16 protein-coding genes are annotated in these 22,731 nt (G+C 44.8%); 11 read left to right on the forward strand and 5 right to left on the reverse strand.

All coding sequences use genetic code 11. From position 1 onward, the window contains the following. The first annotated feature begins 56 nt into the window (after positions 1-56). The 7 genes from ACVBDU_RS11125 (at position 57) to ACVBDU_RS11155 (ending at position 5,709) form a co-directional block, all read left to right on the forward strand. Positions 57-1,331, forward strand: coding sequence for an N-acetylmuramoyl-L-alanine amidase (locus tag ACVBDU_RS11125; protein ID WP_447179825.1), 1,275 nt, complete (start codon positions 57-59; stop codon positions 1,329-1,331). Positions 1,332-1,334: 3 nt separating this feature from the next. Continuing rightward, entirely contained in the window at positions 1,335-1,841 is a 507-nt protein-coding gene (locus tag ACVBDU_RS11130) for a hypothetical protein (RefSeq protein WP_447179826.1), read from the forward strand. Positions 1,842-2,111: 270 nt separating this feature from the next. Further along, on the forward strand, positions 2,112-2,990 hold the full coding sequence (locus ACVBDU_RS11135; protein ID WP_447179827.1) for a cell division protein FtsX: 879 nt from the start codon (positions 2,112-2,114) through the stop codon (positions 2,988-2,990). A 38-nt stretch (positions 2,991-3,028) separates the two neighbouring features. Beyond that, complete coding sequence (locus tag ACVBDU_RS11140) at positions 3,029-3,295, forward strand: DUF3098 domain-containing protein (protein WP_447179828.1); 267 nt, start codon at positions 3,029-3,031, stop codon at positions 3,293-3,295. Between the two features lie 66 nt (positions 3,296-3,361). Further along, a complete protein-coding gene (locus ACVBDU_RS11145) occupies positions 3,362-4,162 on the forward strand; it encodes an undecaprenyl-diphosphate phosphatase (protein ID WP_447179829.1) in 801 nt (266 codons plus the stop codon). After that, on the forward strand, positions 4,162-4,860 hold the full coding sequence (gene truB, locus ACVBDU_RS11150; protein WP_447179830.1) for a tRNA pseudouridine(55) synthase TruB: 699 nt from the start codon (positions 4,162-4,164) through the stop codon (positions 4,858-4,860). Before ACVBDU_RS11145 ends, truB begins: the two co-directional genes overlap by 1 nt. A gap of 135 nt (positions 4,861-4,995) precedes the next feature. Further along, positions 4,996-5,709 carry a hypothetical protein gene (locus tag ACVBDU_RS11155; protein WP_447179831.1) on the forward strand — a complete coding sequence of 238 codons (714 nt, stop codon included), beginning with the start codon at positions 4,996-4,998 and terminating at the stop codon, positions 5,707-5,709. Between the two features lie 23 nt (positions 5,710-5,732). Here the strand turns inward: ACVBDU_RS11155 and ACVBDU_RS11160 are convergent, their stop codons facing one another. Both ACVBDU_RS11160 and ACVBDU_RS11165 read right to left on the reverse strand, forming a co-directional pair. Further along, a complete protein-coding gene (locus ACVBDU_RS11160; protein WP_447179832.1) occupies positions 5,733-6,668 on the reverse strand; it encodes a helix-turn-helix domain-containing protein in 936 nt (311 codons plus the stop codon). A 233-nt stretch (positions 6,669-6,901) separates the two neighbouring features. After that, on the reverse strand, positions 6,902-7,672 hold the full coding sequence (locus tag ACVBDU_RS11165; protein ID WP_447179833.1) for an SDR family NAD(P)-dependent oxidoreductase: 771 nt from the start codon (positions 7,670-7,672) through the stop codon (positions 6,902-6,904). Between the two features lie 100 nt (positions 7,673-7,772). Here ACVBDU_RS11165 and ACVBDU_RS11170 point away from each other — a divergent pair, with 100 nt between their 5' ends. Next, complete coding sequence (locus ACVBDU_RS11170; protein ID WP_447179834.1) at positions 7,773-8,135, forward strand: winged helix-turn-helix transcriptional regulator; 363 nt, start codon at positions 7,773-7,775, stop codon at positions 8,133-8,135. On the opposite strand, the gene ACVBDU_RS11175 is transcribed toward ACVBDU_RS11170, so the two are convergent. Then, a complete protein-coding gene (locus tag ACVBDU_RS11175) occupies positions 8,119-9,315 on the reverse strand; it encodes an anhydro-N-acetylmuramic acid kinase (protein ID WP_447179835.1) in 1,197 nt (398 codons plus the stop codon). The two genes, ACVBDU_RS11170 and ACVBDU_RS11175, sit on opposite strands and share 17 nt — an antisense overlap. A gap of 434 nt (positions 9,316-9,749) precedes the next feature. Here ACVBDU_RS11175 and polA point away from each other — a divergent pair, with 434 nt between their 5' ends. Then, a complete protein-coding gene (polA, locus tag ACVBDU_RS11180) occupies positions 9,750-12,587 on the forward strand; it encodes a DNA polymerase I (protein WP_447179836.1) in 2,838 nt (945 codons plus the stop codon). Between the two features lie 13 nt (positions 12,588-12,600). Here the strand turns inward: polA and ACVBDU_RS11185 are convergent, their stop codons facing one another. Both ACVBDU_RS11185 and ACVBDU_RS11190 read right to left on the reverse strand, forming a co-directional pair. After that, complete coding sequence (locus ACVBDU_RS11185) at positions 12,601-15,255, reverse strand: DUF5916 domain-containing protein (protein ID WP_447179837.1); 2,655 nt, start codon at positions 15,253-15,255, stop codon at positions 12,601-12,603. A gap of 157 nt (positions 15,256-15,412) precedes the next feature. Next, entirely contained in the window at positions 15,413-21,493 is a 6,081-nt protein-coding gene (locus tag ACVBDU_RS11190) for an alpha-2-macroglobulin family protein (RefSeq protein ID WP_447179838.1), read from the reverse strand. Positions 21,494-21,818: 325 nt separating this feature from the next. Here ACVBDU_RS11190 and rplM point away from each other — a divergent pair, with 325 nt between their 5' ends. Next, positions 21,819-22,274 (forward strand): 50S ribosomal protein L13, encoded by a 456-nt coding sequence (gene rplM, locus ACVBDU_RS11195; RefSeq protein ID WP_447179839.1) that lies wholly within the window; start codon positions 21,819-21,821, stop codon positions 22,272-22,274. Next, entirely contained in the window at positions 22,274-22,660 is a 387-nt protein-coding gene (gene rpsI / locus ACVBDU_RS11200) for a 30S ribosomal protein S9 (RefSeq protein ID WP_447179840.1), read from the forward strand. The genes rplM and rpsI overlap by 1 nt, the downstream gene beginning before the upstream one ends. The last annotated feature ends 71 nt before the right edge of the window (positions 22,661-22,731 follow it).

Below are 22,731 nucleotides of genomic sequence, written 5' to 3' on the forward strand. Positions count from 1 at the left end.
TCTGAATATTTGACTATGTTGCTAAGTTTTGCTATATTTAGTTATATAGTTCAAAAATGGGAACAAGCGTTAGTTTTGGAAATTACAAACCGGGAGCAGTGATGCCGGCAGCAATAATTGTGCGGAAAGCTTATTTTGCAAAGAAGAAAACAGAACCGATTATAGAGACCACTGTTATTGAACATGAAGTAAAAGCAGGAGACAATCTCGGAAAAATCGCAAAAAAATACAACACTACCTCTAAGGCTATTGTAGAAGATACCAATAACGATATTACAGAAGACAATAAAAGTAGCCTTAAAATCGGACAGAAAATGAAAATATCTACCCAAAAACAGACTGGGGAGAAGGTAAGTTTTGAACCAATTAAGGCCGCTTCTTTGGGAGAGGAGGTTTATATTGTCATAGAAACCTCTTTTGCTAAAGGAAGGAAGCTCAGCATTAATGTCGTAGACGGTAAAGGTGGTGTTTTATACATGAGAGGAGAATTCCATCCTATTAAAATTATGGAGGGAGACAAGGAAAAAGTAAAACTACAAGCCACTGTCGGTGAAGATAACAAGGCCATAGTGAAGGTAAAACTCAGGCCAAAAGACGACAATCACTTTCAAGTGTGGAAGAATAATATACAAATGTCAGCAGACAAAAAAGCCTACCTCTGTATTTTGATTGATGCTCATACCGAAAACACAGATGTTAAAGTGAAATACGAAGGAAAAAATAAAAATGGCACAACCGATTCTTCTAAAGGGGATAAAGCTAATTATTGGTTGGACGGAGAGAATGAGTGGTTTGAAGTAACACATTGTTCGTGTTGTGATATGGAAGTAAGTGACGATGGTTTTATTACGCATGAAAAAATTACCAAGAACAGAATAACAGCACTTGAAAAATATGATTGGAAAAACGAAGTTCAATATATTATACTCCATAGAACCGTCTCATCATCAGCATCGAGTTCACTGAATTCGTTTAAAAGAGGTATCGGAACGCATTTTTTAATTGGCAAAGATGGTACAATTTATCAAACTGCAACATTAAATAAAACGACCAGTCACATCAGAAATGGCTATAACAGTAAAACTATTGGTATTGAAGTTGTAGGAATGCCTACCGATGAAAAAGGGAACGTCACCTTAGACGGCAAAAAAATTAAGGGCTGGGAACCTTTGACAGAAGTACAAGCAAAGTCCACAGCCTGCATAGTAAGAGGGCTCATGAAAATTTATAACCTGACAATAGGTGATGTTAAAAATCATGAGGATTTACAGGCCAAAACTGCGGGTGAAGGAAAAGTGGTTTACGATGCAATTATAGACATAATCAGATAGAAAATGAAAACAATAGTATTGACCATTATATCTATGACTATCCTCCTCGGATGTAAAGATATTTATAAAACAAATTCTGATACGGGAAGTGTTTCAATAGAAAAACCATCCAGGGTTCAAATCCAAAAAAACAGCATAACTGATCTAAAAAAAATAATAGATCAGATTGAGATTTTAAGTTTAAAAAAAGCAAACAACTATCCGTCTTCCTTAAAAGATACGACAATTTGTAAGGAATGGAAATTAGATAAACGTGTGGTAAAAGAAATACTTGGCCACTCCCGGCCGATTACCCCCCATGAATGGAACTATTTATTTGAGCAGTTGCCATGTACATATAGCGGTAAATTAAAATACCAGGAGAAAACATATTCTTTTACCATTAATTCCGGGGCCTGGTTTACCACAGATTTACTATCATCGGATTCCCTTTTTGGTTATGGCTGTTTTGACAAGGAATGTCAGAAATATTTTTTATCAAATGCCTGGAATCCCGAAGAAGAAAACTAAAGTTGTCTCAGCAAGGAACTTGTAAAGAGGTAAAATCCGAAGATACGGTTTCTGTAAGGGAAGTAATTCGTTCGGTTATAAGACTAAAAAAGAGAGGACAGGTTAGATGTTTCATGGAAAAACCACGCATACGGCTCAATTCGTCCCCTTTTTGCTACCTTAGTACCAAAACTTCTGCCCGGTTTTTTATTAATCCCAATCAATAAAAGCAAGATAGGAATCCCTAATTCGTTATATTTGCAGGGAAGCCGGATAAATATGTCATAAGCCATGAGCAAATCTTTTGAAAGGTATCAGAAACGAAGGCTGATCTCTTCGTATTTCTCCGTTATTTTAAGTATTTCTTTGGTTCTCTTTTTGCTGGGAATGTTGGGTCTTTTGGTCATAAACACCAAAAAACTCGCAGACCATTTCAAGGAACAGGTAGCTGTTTCCATATTCCTGAAAGACGATGCCAAGAAGGTGGAAATAGACCAGTTACAAAAAAGTCTCGCCCTGGCAGAATACACCAGGTCGGTAGAGTTCGTGTCCAAAGAAGCGGCAGCGGAGGCCCAGAGCGCGGAAATCGGGGAAGATTTCATGAAATTCCTCGGGTATAACCCCTTGCAGAATTCCATAGATGTAAGATTAAAGGCCGATTATGTGGATGCCGTAAAACTGGAGCAGATATCCGGTGAAATCTCTTCCAAAGATTTTGTAGAAGAGGTTTCGTATGACCGCCCTTTGATAACCATGCTCAATGACAATATAAAACGGCTGAGTTTCTGGATATTGCTGGCCAGTGTTGCCTTTACCATCATAGCGGTTCTGCTTATCAACAGCTCTATCCGATTATCCATTTATTCCAAACGTTTTATCATTAAAACCATGCAGATGGTGGGGGCCACCAAACGCTTTATCCGCCGCCCCTTTATCTGGACCAGTGTAAAACTGGGTATTACGGGGGCGATCATCGCGGTTATTGCAATGGGAATGTGCCTTTACTATTTTAACGAAAGGTTCCCGGAACTCAATCTCATGCAGGACCCCTTATGGCTGATCGTGCTTTTTGCGGGTATTTTCCTGATGGGAGCCGTAATAAGCTGGATAAGCACATATTTTGCTGCACAGCGGTTCCTGAACCTGAGAACGGACGACCTGTACTATTAGAACCAAGCATAAACAACAAAGCAAAAAAAGCTTTAATCATGAGTAAAAAAGATAAAGACACAACACCACAGGAGTTTATCTTCCAGAAAAAAAATTACACCATCATGTTCGCGGGCCTCGCCTTTATTGCTGTTGGTTTTATACTTATGACCGGCGGTGGTGGTGACGACCCCAATGTCTTTAATCCGAAAATATTCAGTTTCCGGAGAATCCGCCTGGCCCCTACCCTTGTTATTATCGGATTTGCTCTCGAAGTGTATGCCATTTTGGTGCCTGCGAAAAAAAAAGAAGGACCCGGCAAATAAAACCGGGAAACCTTCGTTTTGCCCAGTAGTCAGCTCTAATTTCCGCACCAAAAACGATTGTGATTCATGGACATCATTGACGCTATTATCCTCGGAATCATCCAGGGACTTACCGAATTTCTACCGGTTTCCTCCAGTGGTCACCTGGAGTTAGGAAAAGCGATTATAGGAGATAATTCCATTCCGGAAGAAAGCCTTATCTTCACTATTGTACTGCATTTTGCCACCGCGCTCAGTACTATCGTTATATTTCGCAAAGACGTTCTGGAAATCCTCAAAGGCCTGTTCCGGTTTCGTTGGAATGAAGAGACCAGGTTTTCCCTGAAGATCATTGTATCCATGATCCCTGCGGTATTCATTGGCCTGTTCTTTGAACAACAGCTGGAGCAGCTTTTCGGAGAAAACATCCAGCTTGTAGGGTTTATGCTACTCATCACCGCATTACTGCTCTTCCTTGCCGACAGGGCAAAAGACACCTCAAAAAACGTTACATACAGCAACGCCTTTATTATAGGCGTATCGCAGGCTATAGCCATGCTTCCCGGAATCTCCAGGAGCGGATCTACCATTTCCACTTCCGTATTGCTGGGTATAGACAAAAGCAAGGCTGCCCGTTTTTCGTTTCTCATGGTAGTTCCCCTGATATTGGGTAGTATTGCCAAAGAAACCATTTACGGGAAAATAAGTTATGATTCCCAGCAATTTATTCCCCTGGCCGCAGGGTTCGTAGCCGCTTTTATTTCCGGGTTACTCGCCTGTACCTGGATGATAAAATTGGTCAGAAGCAGTAAACTTACGTACTTTGCCATATATTGTCTCGTTGTAGGCGCAATAGCCATTGTTTATTCCTTTATGACCAGCTCCTAATGTATTCGGAAGAAGATTTTAAAAACGGAGAAATACTTCTTATTGACAAACCCCTGCACTGGTCATCTTTTCAGGCGGTGAATAAGATCAAATGGGCCATCCGTAAAAAATACGGGCTGAAAAAGATCAAGGTAGGCCATGCCGGCACCCTCGATCCCCTCGCTACGGGATTGCTGATTATCTGTACCGGAAAATTTACAAAAAAAATATCGGAGCTTCAGGGACAGGTCAAAGAATATACCGGCACCTTTACTCTCGGCGCTACCACACCTTCTTACGACCTGGAAACCGAAACGGACAACACCTATTCTACCGGACATATTACGGAAGACCTGGTATACAACGCCACGACCGGGTTTATCGGTGATATAGACCAGGTACCACCCGTTTTTTCCGCCATAAAAAAAGACGGCAAACGGTTGTACGAACATGCCAGAAAAGGAGAAACCGTGGAAATCGCCTCCAGAAAAATACACATCAGCAAATTTGAGATCACCGCAATCCGTTTTCCGGAAATTTCCTTTCGTGTGGTATGCAGCAAAGGCACTTACATACGTTCCCTTGCTCACGATTTCGGAAAAGCCCTGGAATCCGGTGCCCACCTCTCCTCCCTTCGAAGAACCGGAATAGGGGAATATCGTGTGGATAATGCCGTGTCACCCGAAGAGTTCGTATCCGGACTGGATATGGAAAAATAATTTTTTAGTATCTTAGTCTCCCTTCCCCAAAGAGACCATAGTGGACTCATGAAAACGAGTTCAAGCAAAATTTATCCAATTATTTTCCGGTTTGAACGTTTATACTATATGGACCTGAACAGAAAACAACTGTCATTGCTGATATCATTTTGTATAATGATGCTGGTAACTCTTACCCTGTTCAATATACATCTGGCCGGACAAGAAGACAAGGAAATCCTGTACGAACTACATTTTGAAGATCCCCTGGAGAAAGAGATCTCCACTCCCGACCAAAACAAACTACAAACCCACATGGCTTATAACGAAGCGGTAAAAAGCCGGTTTGACAAAGAAGTAAAGGAATTCAAGACCCTGGAAGAAATACAGGAAGGTAAAAAATCGGAAGATGCAGAAGAGGAGCCGGATGAAAAAACCCCGGAAGAAGCTTCAACCGCCACAGAAAACGATTATCTCAGCTCCGAAACCGGAGAAGCGGTATCTTCACACTCTATCGGAACGAAAAGCAAACAAGCCAGGCAATCGGACGGAGACAATACTTCCGATGCCACTGTAAAAAACAATAGCTTTAACACCAACAGTTCTATTTCCTATTCTCTGGTGGGAAGGATTCACAAGCGCCTTCCAAACCCGGTGTACACCTGTTCGGCCCGCGGAAAAATAGTTGTCAATATAAAAGTGGACGCGCTCGGCAATGTTACCGAAGCCACATTTAACAAGCAAAGTTCTACTTCCGGCAACGGCTGCCTGGTAGACCACGCTATTTCATACGCTCTCCGTGCAAAATTTGATAAGAAAGAAAACAGAGACAGCCAGATAGGCACTATTACATACCTGTTTCAGGGATGATCTGTCCGGCCAATAATTCATAGCTAGACTCCTGTTTTCTTGTTGTAAATTTCCTCCCTGTACCCGCGGGGAGTTTTACCGGTCTGCTTCCGGAAAAAATTATTGAAATACGCCGGGTTTTCAAATCCAAGGCAGTATGCCACCTCCGCAATATTCCAGTCCGTATACTTTAAAAGTGCTTTAGCCTCCCTAATAATCCTGGCAGCAATATGCTCCGTAGTTGTCTTTCCGGTTACCTTTTTCACCGCACGGTTCAGGTGATTGGTGTGCACGGATAAACGCAAGGCATAATCATTGGCCGATTTGAGCTGAAGTATATGTTCGTAAGAAACCGGGAACTGACGTTCCAGCAACTCCTCGAATAAAGCGGTTATCCTCGATGCCGCATCCGTATGTTTAAAATAGGAATCCGCCGGCTGCATTTTCAATGCTTCGTGCATGATGAGATCCATATAATTCCGGATAAGATCGTATTTGTACCGGTAGTCGGTATCGATCTCCATGAACATTTCCTCAAACAAACCTCCAACTTTTTTTTCCTGTTGTTCATCAATAAAATATACAGGATTTCCCCCGATTCTGAACAGGGGAGAATTTTGCAAGCTTTCACTTTGGTGACCGGTATTTACAAAACTGTCAGTGAACAGACAAAAATATCCTGTTTGTCTGTCATCCCGCGCTTCCCAGGCATAAGGAATATTCGGATTGGAAAAGAGCAATGCTCTTTCGTTAATGGCTATTCCTTTGTCGGCATAATACAAGGTACCCGACCCGACGATCAGGGAAATTTTATAAAAATCCCTCCGGTTGTAGGGAGAATAATCCTTGCAACCTATTTCATCTCGCCGGTAGACATTAAAATGCCCCCATTCCTTTACCTGTGTCTGCCGGGAAGCCGGGGAAGTTTCTCCTGAGGAGATTTTCTGATAAAAATCGTTTAAAGATTCACTGTTTTTCATAGCAGGTGAATAATGTATGTTTATGCACTGGAAACTCTAAAATTATAAAATTCAAACCAGATAATACTACAAATTCCTTATAACCCGACCAATACTTTCAAAACCCCTTCATTCCCAAAAGCCGGAAGAAGATGTTATAAAGAAAAAAATCCCGAAGGCAGAAATGCCTCCGGGACTTCTTCCCTCCCCACACAAACGAAATATCTGAAAATCCGGTTACCTCTTCGTGTGGTTTAACTGTTAAACCCTCCGTCTATGGTAATGGAAGTCCCGGTGATAAACTGACTTTCCGGACCAGCCAGGAAAGAAACCAGTCCGGCTATTTCCTCCGTACTTCCGTAACGTGCAAGAGGGATAAATTTTCTGATTTCACCGGCCATTTCACTATCCGCGGGGTTCATATCCGTATCAATTGGTCCCGGCTGCACCAGGTTTACAGTTATATTCCGCGGACCGAGCTCCCGGGCCATTCCCATATTCAGACCGCTCAGTGCCGACTTGCTCATTCCGTATAGCCCCATATTAGGGTCACTGACACGATCGGCCACATTACTGCCTATGGTTATTATACGTCCCCCGCCGGGCATCCTGGCCGCCACTTCTTTCATGGCCAGGAAGACTGCCTTAACATTTACGGACATCATCCGGTCAAATTCTTCTTCCGTGCTTTCCTGTGTCTGTTTGTACAGGAATACGCCGGCATTATTGACCAGTATATCAATCCTTCCGTGATCGGAGATCACTTTACGCACTGCGGCGGTTACACTTTCGGCACTTTCATTATCTGCCACCAGATGGCTTGCCTCTCCCCCGGCAGCTTCTACTTCACGGACCACGAGATCGGCTTTCTCCGTATTATTCCCGGAATGCGTAAAAATAACCCGGGCACCTTCGGATGCCAGTCTCTTTACTATTGTAGCCCCCATACCACGGCTGCCTCCGGTTATAAAAACTATTTTCCCCCGAAGCTGTTCGTTTTTAGGGACGGATGTGTTGCTTGTCATAAGAATTTATTTTTAAGATTAATTCTTTGCTAAAGTAAACAAGTAACTCTACATTTGTAAGTACTGTAAAAATTATTAGGTACTAACAAAAAAGTAAGTTATGAGAAAAGAAACATCTTCAAACGCATGGAATGAAAAGAAGATCAATGCTACCTGTGGCATGGGTTATGCCTTGTCTCTCATAGGCGGAAGGTGGAAATCCAATATCCTGTGGCGGCTTCTCAACAACGACAAATTAAGGTACAGTGAATTGCGGCGGCTTATACCGGATATCTCGGAGCGCATGCTTGTATCCCAGCTAAGAGAACTGGAACGTGACCGGCTTGTTCTCCGTGTCGTTTATCCGGAAGTGCCGCCAAGAGTAGAATATGCACTTACCGATCTGGGAAAATCTATGCGTCCTATGCTTCAGAGTATTTCGGACTGGGGAGAAATGCACCGTAAGATCACTTCGGAAGACTGATCTTCCCCATACCCACCCAGGGATATGCAGCCGTACCTTCCATTGCGGCCGAACCACTTACCATTTCATTAGCCAGCAATGCAAACAGTACCGCTTCTTTAGCATCCGGATCGAGCCCCAATGCAGAAGTATCCGAAAACCGCAGATCGGGACAGGCTTTTTTCAGGAGTTCGAAAACCAGAGGATTGGAAGCCCCACCCCCGCTAACAAAACCATTTATTGCCGCTCCGGAAGGTAAATATGCGGTTATACATTGTGTTATACTTTCCACGGTAAAATGTGCCAGGGTATGCAATATATCTTCATGGGAAACTCCCCCCCCTTCTCCGGATGCTTCCAGGGCTCTGTGAAGATAACCCATATTAAAAAGTTCGGGACCTGTAGTTTTCGGAAACGGCTGCCGGAAAAAAGGATCGTCCATAAGGCTGCGCAACAATCCTTCCCGTAACTTCCCCCGGGATGCGATCCGGGCATCCTTGTCGTAAGGGATATTAAAATATTGCTGCACATACGCATCCATCAATGTATTGCCGGGTCCTATGTCCGTACAAAGGACCTTGCCGAAACTTTCCCCGGCAGGAAGAAAAGTAAGATTGGAAATCCCGCCCATATTAAGCAGCAACCGGGATTCTGTAGCATCCGCAAAAAGCAGGTAATCACCGTAAATAGCCAGGGGAGCCCCTTCCCCGCCCGCGGCTATGTGTTTCTGCCGGAAATCGGATATGGTAATGATTCCGGTTATCTCCGCTATATGATCACCGTCTCCCAATTGAAGCGTTGCATTCGGGAATTCGGGGATATTGTGAAAAGAACACGGTGCATGATAAACGGTTTGTCCGTGACTGGCAATAATATCTATTTCTCCCGGCAACTTCCCCCAGCCTTCCAGGGCTTCCAATACCATCCTCGCATGTTCCCGGGCTATCCACGGATGTAACAGACATATCTTTTCCAATGCTCCGTCTTTTTTGGCAAATACTTCGCGGACGCGTTCACGGAAAACAGATTTGTAAAGCAGGGTAATAAATTCCATAAGCTCCGCCTTTGTCTCCCGGCCGTTCCCCGTAATCCTGCACAGGGCGATATCCAGTCCGTCCAGGGAAGTTCCGCTCATCAGGCCGATAATCATACGGGATTTTTTATGCGCTATTTTATACAGTTTTTCTATGGAATCTTTCATGTGTTTATTTTTATTGTTTTTCAATGGTCACTACCTGTTCCGAAGCATTGAGGGATGGAACCTTAAAGGATCAAAATAATCATTAAACACACAGTGTAATGATTATTTTGATCATGTCGGTTTCATTACATTTTTGACTTTTAAGAGACAAGGGATATTTACATATATATCACAAATATATGTTATGCCGGGCAAATACATTATATGAAGAAAATTAGTTAAATGAGTATTCGGGTATGCGGGTATGCGGGTGTACGAGTGTGTAGGTGATAAATAGATAACACGCATACCCGAACACTCGAACACTCGAATACTCGCATACCCAAACACCCGCAAATAGTTTTAAGATATGTTTGCGCTGAAGTCATGCCCGCTTCTCTGCCGGGAAAAAAATTAAATCCTTACTTTTACACAAATAAACTTCAGCAATTCTTATGTCAGAACAGAAACGTCTTTTCCTCCTGGATGCTTACGCCCTGATCTTCAGGGGATATTACGCCTTTATCAAAAACCCGAGAATCAACTCCAAAGGTATGGATACTTCAGCGATAATGGGGTTTACCAATTCCCTTCTGGATGTGATAAAGCGTGAAAAACCCAATCATCTTGCCGTAGCTTTTGACAAAGGGGGATCCGTCGCAAGAACGGAAATGTTCGAGGCATATAAAGCGAACCGGGACGAAACCCCGGAAGCGATCCGTATAGCAATTCCGTACATTCAGGAGATCCTGAAAGCCATGCACATCCCGGTAATTGAAAAAGAAGGTTTTGAAGCGGATGACATTATCGGCACCCTTGCCAAACAGGCAGAAAAAGAGGGATATCTCACCTATATGGTAACCCCCGATAAGGATTTTGCACAACTGGTATCCGAAAATATTTTTATGTACCGCCCGGCACGAATGGGAAATGGCATTGAAATTTGGGGTATCAGTGAAGTTCAGCAGAAATTTGAAGTGGAAACCCCGGAGCAGGTCGTCGACTATCTCGGGATGATGGGAGATTCTGTGGATAACATTCCCGGTTTTCCCGGTGTGGGAGAAAAAACGGCAAAAAAATTCATCAAGGAATTCGGCAGTGTGGAAAATCTTATTGCCAATGCCGACAGCCTGAAAGGCAAGATGAAGGAAAAGATAAAGGAAAATGCCCAACTGGGGCTCCTTTCCAAAGAACTTGCCCGGATCATGCTTGATGTCCCGGTGAAATTTAACGAGGAGGATTTTGAACTGAACACTCCCGATTTCGATAAGGTCAGAGAAATTTTCCAGGAACTGGAATTTCGTCGTCTTACCGAAAACCTGATGAAAGCTTTCGGACAGGAAGGCGCTGTAGAAGCTACTCCTGTAAATAATGGTGCTTCCGCGGCAAAAACGGCAAAAGCACAGAACAATATTCAATTTGATCTGTTCGGTTCCCCGGCAGAGGAAACCACAACCACCCCTGCGGCTTCATCGCTCTATAATACCATCGAAACCACGCCGCATCACTATCAGTATGTAAACACTCCCCTGGGACGAAAATTGCTCCAGCAAAAACTCATGTTGCAGAGCAGTGTGTGTTTTGATACGGAAACCACCAGTCTCAAATCGCTGCAAGCCCAGCTTGTAGGGATCGCATTTTCCTGGGAGACGGGAAAGGGATATTACGTAGCGTTTCCCGAAGACCAGGAAGAAACAGCAACCATACTCGAAGAATTCCGCCCTTTCTTTGAAGCGGAACAGATCGAAAAAATAGGGCAGAACCTCAAATACGATATCAAGGTACTCTCCAATTACAACATCCCGGTCAAGGGCAAACTCTTTGACACCATGATAGCGCATTACCTCATCAATCCGGATATGCGCCACAATATGGATGTACTGGCAGAGACTTATCTGAAATACCAACCCGTTTCCATAGAGACCCTTATCGGTAAAAAAGGAAAGAACCAAAGGTCCATGCGCATGGTAGAGCTCGAAAAACAGACAGAATATGCGGTGGAAGACTCGGACATTACACTTCAACTCAAACTGCTTTTCCAGGGAGAACTTCCCAACCGAAACGCCCTGAAATTGTTTGAAGAGATCGAAGCGCCACTGGTACAGGTACTCGCCGATATGGAAATTGAAGGTATCCGCGTAAATACGGACTTCCTGAAATCACTGTCGCATGCCCTGGACAAAGACGTAAAAGAACTGGAGAAAAATATTTACGAGCAGGCCGGAGAAGAGTTTAACCTGGCTTCTCCCAAACAGCTCGGCCCTATTCTCTTTGAAAAATTAAAGCTGGTCGACAAACCCAAAAAGACGAAGACCGGGCAATATTCTACCGCAGAAGATGTCTTGTCTTATCTTTCAAAAGATAATAAGATCGTTGAGGACATCCTCATGTGGCGACAATTACAAAAACTGCAAAACACCTATGTGGACGCTCTCCCGAACGAGATCAACCCGAAAACGAACCGGGTACATACGGTATACAGCCAGGCCGTTGCCGCAACGGGACGATTGAGCAGCAACAACCCCAACCTGCAGAACATTCCCATACGTACCGAAAGAGGACGACAGGTGCGAAAAGCATTTATTCCGAGAAACGAAGATTATATCCTGCTCGCTGCCGACTATTCCCAGATAGAATTACGGATTATCGCAGCGCTGAGCGAAGAGGAAAATATGATTAAAGCTTTCAAGGAAGGAGAAGATATTCACGCATCTACTGCGGCAAGGGTATTCGGTGTCCCTCTGGAAGAAGTGACCAGGGAGCAGCGGAGCAATGCCAAAACCGTAAACTTCGGTATCATTTACGGGGTTTCGGCTTTCGGGTTGAGCAACCAGACCACCCTTTCGAGAAGTGAAGCTAAAGAACTTATAGACACGTATTACAAGACATATCCGAGGTTAAGGGCATATATCAGCGACCAGGTCCACTTTGCCCAGGACCACGGTTATGTGGAGACTATTCTCGGCAGAAGGCGTTATTTGCCGGATATCAATTCGCGAAACCAGGTAGTCCGTGGTGCGGCCGAGCGGAACGCCGTGAATGCCCCTATACAGGGAAGTGCGGCAGATATCATTAAAATAGCCATGATAAACATCCACCAAAAGCTCCGGGAAGGCAATTTCAAAACCAAAATGCTGCTACAAGTACACGATGAATTGGTCTTTGATGCCTACAAACCCGAACTGGACACCATTAAGCCCCTGATTAAATCCGAAATGGAAAGCGCATACCAGCTGATTGTTCCCCTGGATGTAGAGATAGGGTTGGGAGAAGACTGGCTGGCCGCACACTAAACCGGCACCGGTCTTACAAAACAAAACGATATGTCGCTTTGACCAGAAAGATATTTCTTGGCTGGGCTCCCAGGATATTCCGGTCCAGGGCAGTGAACAGGTTATCGCGGGGATTACCGGACCGGGTAATCCCCTGTGACCACACCAGGAACAATTCCGAACCCGGAATATACTCCCATCGCACTACCAGATTGGAACGGAACTGTACGAATGAAAAATCAGGGTCTTTGAAGGAATAATTCACCGTGCCGTTAGCGCCTTCATCCACAACATAAACCTTGTTATCCTCTTCATACCGGATCTCATTACTATTGTACGCATAAAACCTGTTCTCAAAACTACCGGCCTGTGGGTCAACAATATGTTTAAAAGCCGAATATCTTCCCCTGGAAATAAAGGGCTGCCCCCAGTACTGTATGGTAAGATTGGGGTTGATCGTATAGTTAAACCGCAGGGAAGCGCTTAACGTCTTCTGTTCTATTTCCGCATTGAGATACCTCACCCCGCTATCCGTATGGATATTTTCCACAAATTGTAATTTGTCCCTGTTTACCTGATAGGAAGGTTCGAGGGAAATTTTAAGCGCATTTACCGGCTGGTAAACAAAATAAGTAGAGTATTCATCTACATCATATGCCTTATCTTCACCGTCAGAGAAGAAAACCTCAAATCCGTACCTGAATTTTTTCCTGTCGTCCGAATCCACATAAAACCAGTAACTGACATTGTCCGGCAGCCTGAGTTTGGGGCCACCGCGTAATGCCGTATTGGAATACAGTTTCGGACGTATGTTGAGCCCCGAACCTATATACCAGTTATTTTTAAACTGTGCATGGCTGTTTACATTCCATTTCATTTCGTTATGTGCCCCGCCGAAATCCCAGGAATTCCAGTGATTGTAATTAAAACGTGCACTGCGAAATACGGAGAAGGGTTTTGTAATGCGGTATCCTGCCCAGGCGTAGTGCGTTACATAATCGGCCCGGCGTAAAAAACCTATATCATTGAGTTCCAGCCCGGGTGAACGCCAGGTAACACCGCTCTCAAAGTTCAGGTTCCCCCGTGCTTTCCCGATCTGGATGTTCCCGCCGTGACCGGCCAGGCTTGTCCTTGTAGTATCTACTTCCGTATAAGTGGCATCTATGCGCTGATACAACCGGGCGATATCCTTCTGCGTGTTTGTTATGGCCCTCTCCGAACCGGAAACATTGCTCATAAGCAGATTACCGGCAGTATACCAGGTCCTGTCTTTCCACTGGTGTTTAAAGTCCAGGCCTCCGGAATAAGCAGACTTATGCAGAAAATCCATATTTTCCGGAAGGTCTCCCCGGTTGGTGGCTGTAAATATCCCTCCCACAAAAGAGTTTCTTTCATTAAAATCCTTTTGCAACCTGCCTACGAAATAATTGGTAAGGGGTTCTATCAGTTCTTCCCTGCGGTCCCCGTTATTGCTTATCCTGGCATATTCCCTGGCGGTGACACTTTCCAACACGCCAATGGACCACCCGTTCCTGGTTTTTCCGCTGAACTTGGCCGCGCCGAGTATCGTGGTTTTTTCCGGCTGCTCCGCATATTCCCCTTCATTCACATTCGGGGATGCCTGGGGGCTTCTTCCGATACGCCGGGTATAGAAGAGGTTATCCGTACCATCCGTATCTCCTGCACTGGTATTGGAAATACGGTAATCGAAGATATTTTTGTTTTCTACGAAAAAGGGGCGTTGTTCTTCAAAAAATATCTGGAAGCCATCCAGAGCTATTGCCGAAGGGTCTGCCTCTACCTGTCCGAAATCGGGATTTACGGTAAAATCCAGGGTAAGGTCGTTGGTAATTCCGACTTTGCCATCTATACCTCCGTTCAGTTTTGCATCGTTACCATCCATAAACGGATTGCCTTTTTCCTCCTCGTACGTTTCCAGGGAAGTTACCACGTAAGGCTGTATTTCCAGTTGTTTTTGCTCTTTCAGGTCCGTCAGGCCATATAGTCTTCCCGCTTCACTGATCCATCCGGGGGCATTCCGGGGCAGAAACTGCCATTCGGAACGCTCGTTGTTCCGGAAATACATCCGGGACAACTGCAATCCCCAAACCTGTTCCGCGGCTTTTCCGAAACGCAGCTGGCTTAAAGGTATCCGCATTTCCGCAGTCCATCCTTCGGCATTCATTCCGGTTTTCACATACCAGATGGGGTTCCAGCTAGGGTCCCAGTTATTACCGTTCTCAGTTACTACTTCATCTCCTTTAACCCCGGCTGCGGTTATGGTAAACGCAAATGCTGTCCGGAGATCGAGATTACTGTCGAAAAGTATGGTGATCCGGTCGCCTTCAAAGCCATCTCTCCGGGAAAGTCGTTTTACAATTTTATCGGGTTCGGTATCCAGGCAGTGAATAGCGACATACAGGTTTTTATCGTCATACAGTATTTTGAAGCGGGTCGGCTGCGTTGGCGGTGCTTTTTCTATGGGATCTCTCTGAATAAAATCATCTCCCCATTCCACAATGTTCCAACTGCTGTCATCCAGTATGCCGTCTATTTCCGGGGGAGTGTTTTTCCCGAGAGACTTGGTGGTATAATTCTTTTTGGGTATGACGGAAGTCGAATCCTGTGCAGAAAGAATCAGGCAGTACATCAGGCCTATTGAAGAGAGAAATACTTTTCCGGAGAACATGGTTTGTGTGTTGGTTATTTTCCTAAAGACATTACCGGGAGCAAATTGTTACACTTCCGGACGATTTTCCTACACAAAAATATCATGAGAAAAGCTGAAAGCTACCGATACACATAATGAAGCTACCTCCTAAGGAAAAAGGAGGTAGCTTTCACAATTATTTTATATTAACCCTTATCCCTTCGGAATGCGCACTCATTTCGGGGGCATACATACATTGCAGGGAGGTTATTCCATTGGAAAAATTACCGCTGTTATTGGCTCTCAGGTCATATTCGAATACATAAACCCCTTTCGGCATCCTGTCCGCAAAGAAATTGGTGGCGGCATCACGCGTGCTTTCGTAATATCCCAATCCGCCCTGCCACTTGTAGCGGGACAAGACATTTACGGGTTCAAAGCCACTGGCACGCATATCCTTGATATGTACGAACTCCATATCCCGGTCGTTTTTGATTTCGAGCCGTACTGTTACCAGGTCGCCGACCTGTATCGGCGTATCTTCTGTTATCCGCTGTAATTCGGGCCCGTTGTCCGTCATTTTTTTCAGGAAGAGTTCTTTTTTGAAACGCACCCCGGTCTCTGCCGAGGTAATCTGGTCCAGATCTTCGAAATACTGCCAGTACAAAGCGCCCCAGGCAACACCCGGTGAAGTTTTCTTTACTTCCACTATTCCCATTTCCGGTTTTATTTCCTCTTTATCCCAGGCGGTTTTTACGTACCCGCTTCCTTTTTGCTTTTCTTCCATCTTTTCGATATCCAGCTTCTCTCCCCCGAGGCTCACCTCCAATCCGCCCTCTGCATTTACCCAGTCTTTCCCGGTACTCATCAGGGCAAAAACAGCTTCGGTGGTGGCCTTCGTAGATGCCCAGCGATTAGTCTGGCGGTTTTTAAGCAACCATACTTTCATCAGTTCCACACTCTCCGTATCCTGCAATACTTCATCAAAGGCTTCAATAAGTAATGCCTGTGTTTCTATCGGTGCGTTGTACCAGTACCATCCGGGACGGTTATCTTTCCAGTACATCCCCATTTCATCACTTTCCACGGACTGGTCTTTTACAGAAAGTAACAGCTTCCTTGCCGGGTCATTTTTTCCGAAACGGTGAAATACGAGAGACAGCATAGCCTGGTGATACCTGGAACCGCTGAATTTTTCCTTTTCCATCTTCCCAAGGAAATAATCAGCCATTGCCTTTCCTTTTTTGCTGAGCGGGTACTCTTTCAGGAAATAGCTTCGGGCATACATCCACGACACTCCGTTGTATAAAGAAGGTGGATATTTGTCATTCTTTTTATAGCGGTCCCATTCCTCTTCCATTTTCTCATCCATAAATTTAATGGCTTTTCGGATCATGTTATCAGGACGGATATCGAAATTCTTATTGTAATCCATTCCCATAGCGCCAAGATGGCCAAAACCGGAAATGATATGTGTGGTAATATACACATTGGCCTCACCGCCTTCGAACCAGGGAAACCCACCGGAAGACAGTTGTTTGTTTTCCAGTTTCCGGAATGCGGATCCCAGTTCGTTACGCATCTTGTTCAGGTCAAACAAAACCGCAATACGTTTCATCTGTTCCTCTTCATCAGCGGCCTGGCGTACCCAGGGGGTTTCTTCCAGCAAAAGGGATTTCAGTTCTTCATTGAGTTCCAGCCTGGATTGCAACTGCCCTTTGCGGTTCCAGTCGTCAAAGACTGCTTTTATTTTAGGATTGGAATTAACGAGATGCTGTGAAATCAAATTTCCGTACACTCTGGAAAATACCTGTTCGGAACACTCATAGGGGAATTCCCGGAGATAAGGCAATGAAAAAATGGCGTACCACACCGGGTTGGTGGTCATTTCTAAAGTAAGTTTGAAATTTTCCCGGGTAGCGGATTCGGTCTCCGTGAGTTTCTCCATTTTAAATGTCTTTTCCTGTCCTTCGCGGATATGTAGCGGTAATGTCTCGGTAACCAGCATGCGATTGGTAAGCACAGGCAATGCTGATTCTTCCCCGTCGGAATAACTGCCTGCTTTGGCCACTACACGGTACACCACGGCCTGCTGTCCGGCGGGAACATGTAACTTCCAGGTGAGGTTACTGCTTTGTCCTTCGGAAGCTGTGAACTCCCGGTTGTTTTCCGCATTGCCGAAATCGTCGTCAACGGGCTGCATCGTAAAGGCATCGAAAAGCAGTAACTGTGCATTCCCGGATAGTTTTTTCCCGGAAAGATTCGTGACCTTTGCCTGGAATTCGATAACGTCTCCTTCTCTTAAAAACCGTGGGGGATTGGGAACGATCATCAGTTCTTTTTGCGTACGGACGCTGGCTTCGTAATTGGCCGTATGCAGTTCCGGGGTATGTGCCAGGGCCATGAATTTCCATTCCGTAAGACTTTCGGGAGTGGTGAAACTTATTTTTACATTCCCATCCTTATCCGTTTTAAGATGCGGAAAGAAAAAGGCGGTTTCTTGGAGGGCACGCCGGGGTTGCACGGTGAACAGGTCAGAGGCCTTTCCGGGTTCTTCACCTTCAACTTCATTATGAGACACTGCTAATCCGGGAGCATACCCTGCTACCACTACTTCTTCTAACGCCATATCATCCTCGGCCATTTCTATGGATTCCGCTACGGGAGCCGGTGGTTGATTCAGAGTTGCAGTCGTTTTCGCCAATCCTCTTATACGGATATTCTGTCTCCCCCTCCCGTTAATATCAAACCCAAACCAGTTAATCTGGTCGAAGAGAGGTGTTATCCCAATTTCCGGAACCGGGAAGGGGTTGTTAAAAATACGGGAAAATGATGCCATACCATACCCCGTATGAAGATTCCAATCGCTGTACCTGGAGTTTCGCACAAAACTACGGTAAGGAGACCACTGTATACTATGCGGCTTGAACTGATCCAGGGAAGCATCGTACATCGCAGCGAGTACTTCGGCCCCTCCGGTAGCCAGTCCGGCCAGGAAAGCATCTTTACCCTCTCCGCTTACCGTGAGTTCCCAGGTCTCTTCATCGCCGGGCTGCAGTTTATCGCGCATGGTCCCCGCGGTGATCTCCAGTTTGTTTTCTTCGAAAGGAACGGTTATGGTTTGCGTACCCTGCTGTGCCGTATTGTATTTCCCGAAGTAATAGTGGACAAATACATTACCGCGGTAACTTTCTTTTACCGGGAATGAAAACACCTTTACTCCATTGTTTATTTTCAGTTCTTCCCTCTTTACAATCTTACCATCGTATTCGAGTTCTGCCACCACAATGGCGTCCGGTGCGGAAGAAGCAAAAGTAATCCGGGCCACATCCCCCGGCACGTAACCGGCTTTATCGGCGGTCACGGAAAAAAGCTCTTTGTCCACCGGGTCTTTTTTATCTTTCTTATACAGGTAAACCAACTTTTCGGCAGGAATGCTGTCCTGTCCGTCCCGGATGTATCCCCGAAGCAGGTAGTATCCTTCTTTCCATCCTTTCCCGGGTTTTACATCGATCTCTTTTTCTTTACCGGTATCAAAATTCACCGAGATCACCGGGCTTTCCTCTTTCCAGTTTTCCTTTTTGTCTTCTTTGGCATACGGATCGTTCGGAAACCGTTTTACAAACTCTTCTTTATCATACAATTCATAATCTCCGGCCTGTAACGGGCTTTCCCGCAATACGCGTTCCGAAGGTATTATTTTGGTAAGCGTAAGCTCTCCTTTTGCCGGCATGAACTGCCCGTTGAGGTTTTCGGTACGAATGCCTGCGGTTTTCAAATCTTCCCATGCCACTTGTGATGGCATGTCCAGGTGGAGTGTATACCGCAGGTCCCCCACTGTGATACTCTGGCTTCCGGACCGGGTTTCCCCGTTGATATCGGTAATATCCGCTTCCACGGTATAGGTATATGTCCGGGGATCCTTTTTCTTTCCGGAAGAAACGGAAGGAACAGGTGCTTTTGCTTCAAACGGAATTTTAAAATTCCCTTCCGCATCCGTCGTTGTCTCTCCGTGCGTGATTTCCTCTCTCGGCTCCGGGTTTACATACTGACGTCTCCACCAGGGAAGATAAGGATATATGGCCTGGCGATATACACGGTATACCACTTTGGCATTGTCAATATCAGCTCCCGAATAAGCCTTTGCTTTTGCTCCCGCTGTTATTTCTTCTCCGAGACGAAAAGTCTCCTTTACCGTATCGAACACCACTTCAAAACGGGGACGTTTATACTCCTCCACGCTGATAGTATAGGTTTCTCCCGAATCGCTTTCCAGCGTAAATATCCCAGTTATACCACCAGTGGGCAGTACAAACTCACCGGATACGGAACCAAAAGCGTTTGTTGTCAGTTCCAGTTCTCCGATGGTATCATCGTTGGGGTCCAGCAACTCTATATCAAGCTTTTCGTTATCTATAACTTCTTTGCTGCCGTCGGGGGTCTCCTTATAATGTATCGCTTTAAAATAAACTGTCTGCCCGGGACGATAGATGGAACGGTCCGTAAAAAACCGGGTGTGGTATGCCGTTTCCGCCCGGTAATCCCGGTCCGTATAATAACTGTATTGGTTGTAAAAGACATCTTCTCCTTTAATGCGGTAGTAATACTGATAGTACCGTTGCTTGTTATGGTAGACATCTGCCTTTCCGGAGGCATCGGTTTTAATGGTCTTTGCCAGTTTCAACCTTTTGTTGTCTCTTTCATAAACCTCTATGGTTTTCCCGGCTTGCGGGTGACCTTCCTGTCTTTCCGTAACCAGTAATTCCCTCCCGTTTCCTATGATGGCGTAATCGGTTATGTTGACCAGTTGCGATTGCAGAACAACTCCTTCCTTATCCGTTTTAAAATCCGGGTCATTTGTTGCGAGGACAATATACACTCCTTCGGGCAATGCTTCCAGGGCCGCGGTTGTCGTATGGTCCTGGTAGTCGTCAAAGGTTTTCAGGGAAAGTGTGAACTCTTTTTCCGAAGGATATTTCCGGAACAGTTCTTCCAGTAACTTTTGCCTGTCTTTTTCACCGGCATAACGTATGTCGCGCACCGGGTCCCGGAAATAATCGTTGAGATCGGGCCGGAATTTCAGCACTTTGAAGTAAATCCGGTCCAGGTTTTTATGCGTTACGGATAGCGGATTGTATTGTCCGGAAGGAATATAGGATTCTACACGGATAGAAAAATCTTTAGCATGGATTTGTTGCCGTATCCGTGCGGCTTCGTTCACCGCAGAGGTTTGAGCATAATTTTTTTCAATATTTCGTGCAAGTGCCAATGCTTTGTCAAACCATTCTTTCTTTGCCGTAAAATTGCCGGTTTCTTCCCTTCCTGCCTGTTCCCGGTAAAAACGGGCCAGTTCCAACAGTACCTCCCCGCTATACCAGTCGGCAGGAGAAATACGGGAGAGTTTTTCAAGTTCTTCAATGTAGGAGTCCCCTGCGTATTCCTGTTTACATAGTTTGAGGATTTCCAGTTCATTATAAAGCACGGCATTAATATGTTTCTTTTCTTTGTGAAAATCCGCCAGTTCCCGGAGCAAGGTTACAGCCCTCTCCTTTTTATTCCGGGAATCCTTATCTTCTGCAAAGGAGTTAAAGAAAATACCGGGCTGATCTCGGAAAAAATCTATGGCACGGTGTGTAATGAGGTCATATATTGTGGGGCGAAGTTCCCTTCCCTTTGCAACACGGGCGTCCTTCACCTTATCCTTATCTGCGTCGTTGGTATCATAAATCCTTTCCCATTCGTTAGTTTCGAGTATATCTTTCCAGTTTTCGACATGTTGCTGTTTCAACGCCTCTGCATTTTCCAGAGAGCGGAGATAAAGTGCCGTGATTCTGTCGTTAAAAATATTTTCACTCCAGAAGCGAAAATCTTCGGCAGAAGCTTCTTCCATCCGGGTCCGTTGGTTAATACTCCACCGGTTGTTCTGGTAGTATTTATATATTGTCTCTGCCAGCATGGATTCCAGGATACTTTTTTCAATCCCGCCGGCTTCTTCGATTTCTTTCTCAAAATCCCGGATAACACGCAACTGCACTTCATCATCATCATCTGTAATTATGGCTATCTTGCCCCGGTAAAGCAGGGCACGGATACGTTGCCGGACGTTTCCGTCCTTTTTTGCCGCTTCGTAAATTTCGTTTACCGCGGGCAATATATTTTTGAGCAGACCTTCGGTCTCTTTCTTTTCAATCTCTTTCCACTTCTTTTCATAGGGAAATTCCTGGGCGGCCAGGGGAATACAAAAAAGGGCCACAATACAAAACAGATATGTTCTCATATTTACTTAGTGTTTGTCCGCACAACTCCCGGAGGCTGCTAAATGTTCCTGGTGCGGGATACCGGTATTTATTTCTTATTTTAAAAATACGTCTTTTATACCGTACTATACCGGAAATAACAAATAATATGCCATAAAAAACCTACAACGCATTCTTAAACCCACCGGATACTATTCACCTCGTTCTCCCGGCTAATTACCTGATGAAAACCAAACGGTTATCCACCATAAAATAATAATAAGCCTCTGTTTGTAATTACAATTTATAGTTGTACATTTGCACCCCGTTTATTGGGAATGGAATGTTTAATTTAAAAAAATTAGTGTGAACACGTTAAGCTACAAAACCATCTCGGCTAACAAAGCAACTGTAGACAAGAAGTGGGTGCTGGTTGATGCCGAAGGACAGACGTTAGGCCGTCTTGCTTCGAAGGTAGCAAAGATCCTCAGAGGTAAGTACAAGCCTAGTTACACCCCGCATGTGGACTGTGGAGATAATGTGGTTATTATCAACGCAGAAAAAATCAACCTAACAGGTAACAAGTGGGAAGCAAAGGAGTATATCCGTCACACGGGCTATCCGGGTGGTCAGCGATCTCTGAACGCAAATGAACTTTTTGCTAAAGATCCGGCCAGAATTATCGAGAAATCCGTAAAGGGAATGCTACCTAAGAACAGGCTGGGAGCAGCTTTATTCCGCAACCTGAAAGTATATGTAGGTGCCGAGCACAAGCAGGAAGCACAAAAACCTACTGCAATTAACTTAAACGAGCTGAAATAATGGAAGTTATTCACAAAATCGGCAGAAGAAAAACTGCTGTTGCACGTGTATATGTTTCTCAGGGAAGCGGAAACATCACTGTCAACAAGAAAGAACTGAACACTTATTTTCCGACTGCTACTTTACAGTACAAAGTAAAACAGCCGCTGAACCTTACCGAAAACGCAGAAAACTTTGATATCAAGGTTAATGTTTACGGAGGTGGCAGCACCGGACAGGCAGAAGCTGTACGCCTTGCCATATCCAGAGCACTTTGTGAAGTAGATGCGGAAAACAGAACAACTCTGAAACCGGAAGGTCTGCTTACCAGGGATCCGAGAATGGTAGAACGTAAGAAATACGGTCAAAAGAAAGCCCGTAAGAAATTCCAGTTCTCCAAGCGTTAATTTTTTCAGGATATTTTATCCGAAAATCATTACCGAACCCGTTTTTTATCGGCTCAGGTATAAAAATAACC

The organism is Sinomicrobium endophyticum (assembly GCF_052983315.1).

Excerpts from the sequence above, each read along its gene's own strand:
- ACVBDU_RS11125 (WP_447179825.1), top strand. The coding sequence starts at position 57 with ATGGGAACAAGCGTTAGTTTTGGAAATTACAAACCGGGAGCAGTGATG.
- ACVBDU_RS11130 (WP_447179826.1), top strand. The coding sequence starts at position 1,335 with ATGAAAACAATAGTATTGACCATTATATCTATGACTATCCTCCTCGGA.
- ACVBDU_RS11135 (WP_447179827.1), top strand. The coding sequence starts at position 2,112 with ATGAGCAAATCTTTTGAAAGGTATCAGAAACGAAGGCTGATCTCTTCG.
- ACVBDU_RS11140 (WP_447179828.1), top strand. The coding sequence starts at position 3,029 with ATGAGTAAAAAAGATAAAGACACAACACCACAGGAGTTTATCTTCCAG.
- ACVBDU_RS11145 (WP_447179829.1), top strand. The coding sequence starts at position 3,362 with ATGGACATCATTGACGCTATTATCCTCGGAATCATCCAGGGACTTACC.
- truB (WP_447179830.1), top strand. The coding sequence starts at position 4,162 with ATGTATTCGGAAGAAGATTTTAAAAACGGAGAAATACTTCTTATTGAC.
- ACVBDU_RS11160 (WP_447179832.1), bottom strand. The coding sequence starts at position 6,668 with ATGAAAAACAGTGAATCTTTAAACGATTTTTATCAGAAAATCTCCTCA.
- ACVBDU_RS11165 (WP_447179833.1), bottom strand. The coding sequence starts at position 7,672 with ATGACAAGCAACACATCCGTCCCTAAAAACGAACAGCTTCGGGGGAAA.
- ACVBDU_RS11170 (WP_447179834.1), top strand. The coding sequence starts at position 7,773 with ATGAGAAAAGAAACATCTTCAAACGCATGGAATGAAAAGAAGATCAAT.
- ACVBDU_RS11175 (WP_447179835.1), bottom strand. The coding sequence starts at position 9,315 with ATGAAAGATTCCATAGAAAAACTGTATAAAATAGCGCATAAAAAATCC.
- polA (WP_447179836.1), top strand. The coding sequence starts at position 9,750 with ATGTCAGAACAGAAACGTCTTTTCCTCCTGGATGCTTACGCCCTGATC.
- ACVBDU_RS11185 (WP_447179837.1), bottom strand. The coding sequence starts at position 15,255 with ATGTTCTCCGGAAAAGTATTTCTCTCTTCAATAGGCCTGATGTACTGC.
- ACVBDU_RS11190 (WP_447179838.1), bottom strand. The coding sequence starts at position 21,493 with ATGAGAACATATCTGTTTTGTATTGTGGCCCTTTTTTGTATTCCCCTG.
- rpsI (WP_447179840.1), top strand. The coding sequence starts at position 22,274 with ATGGAAGTTATTCACAAAATCGGCAGAAGAAAAACTGCTGTTGCACGT.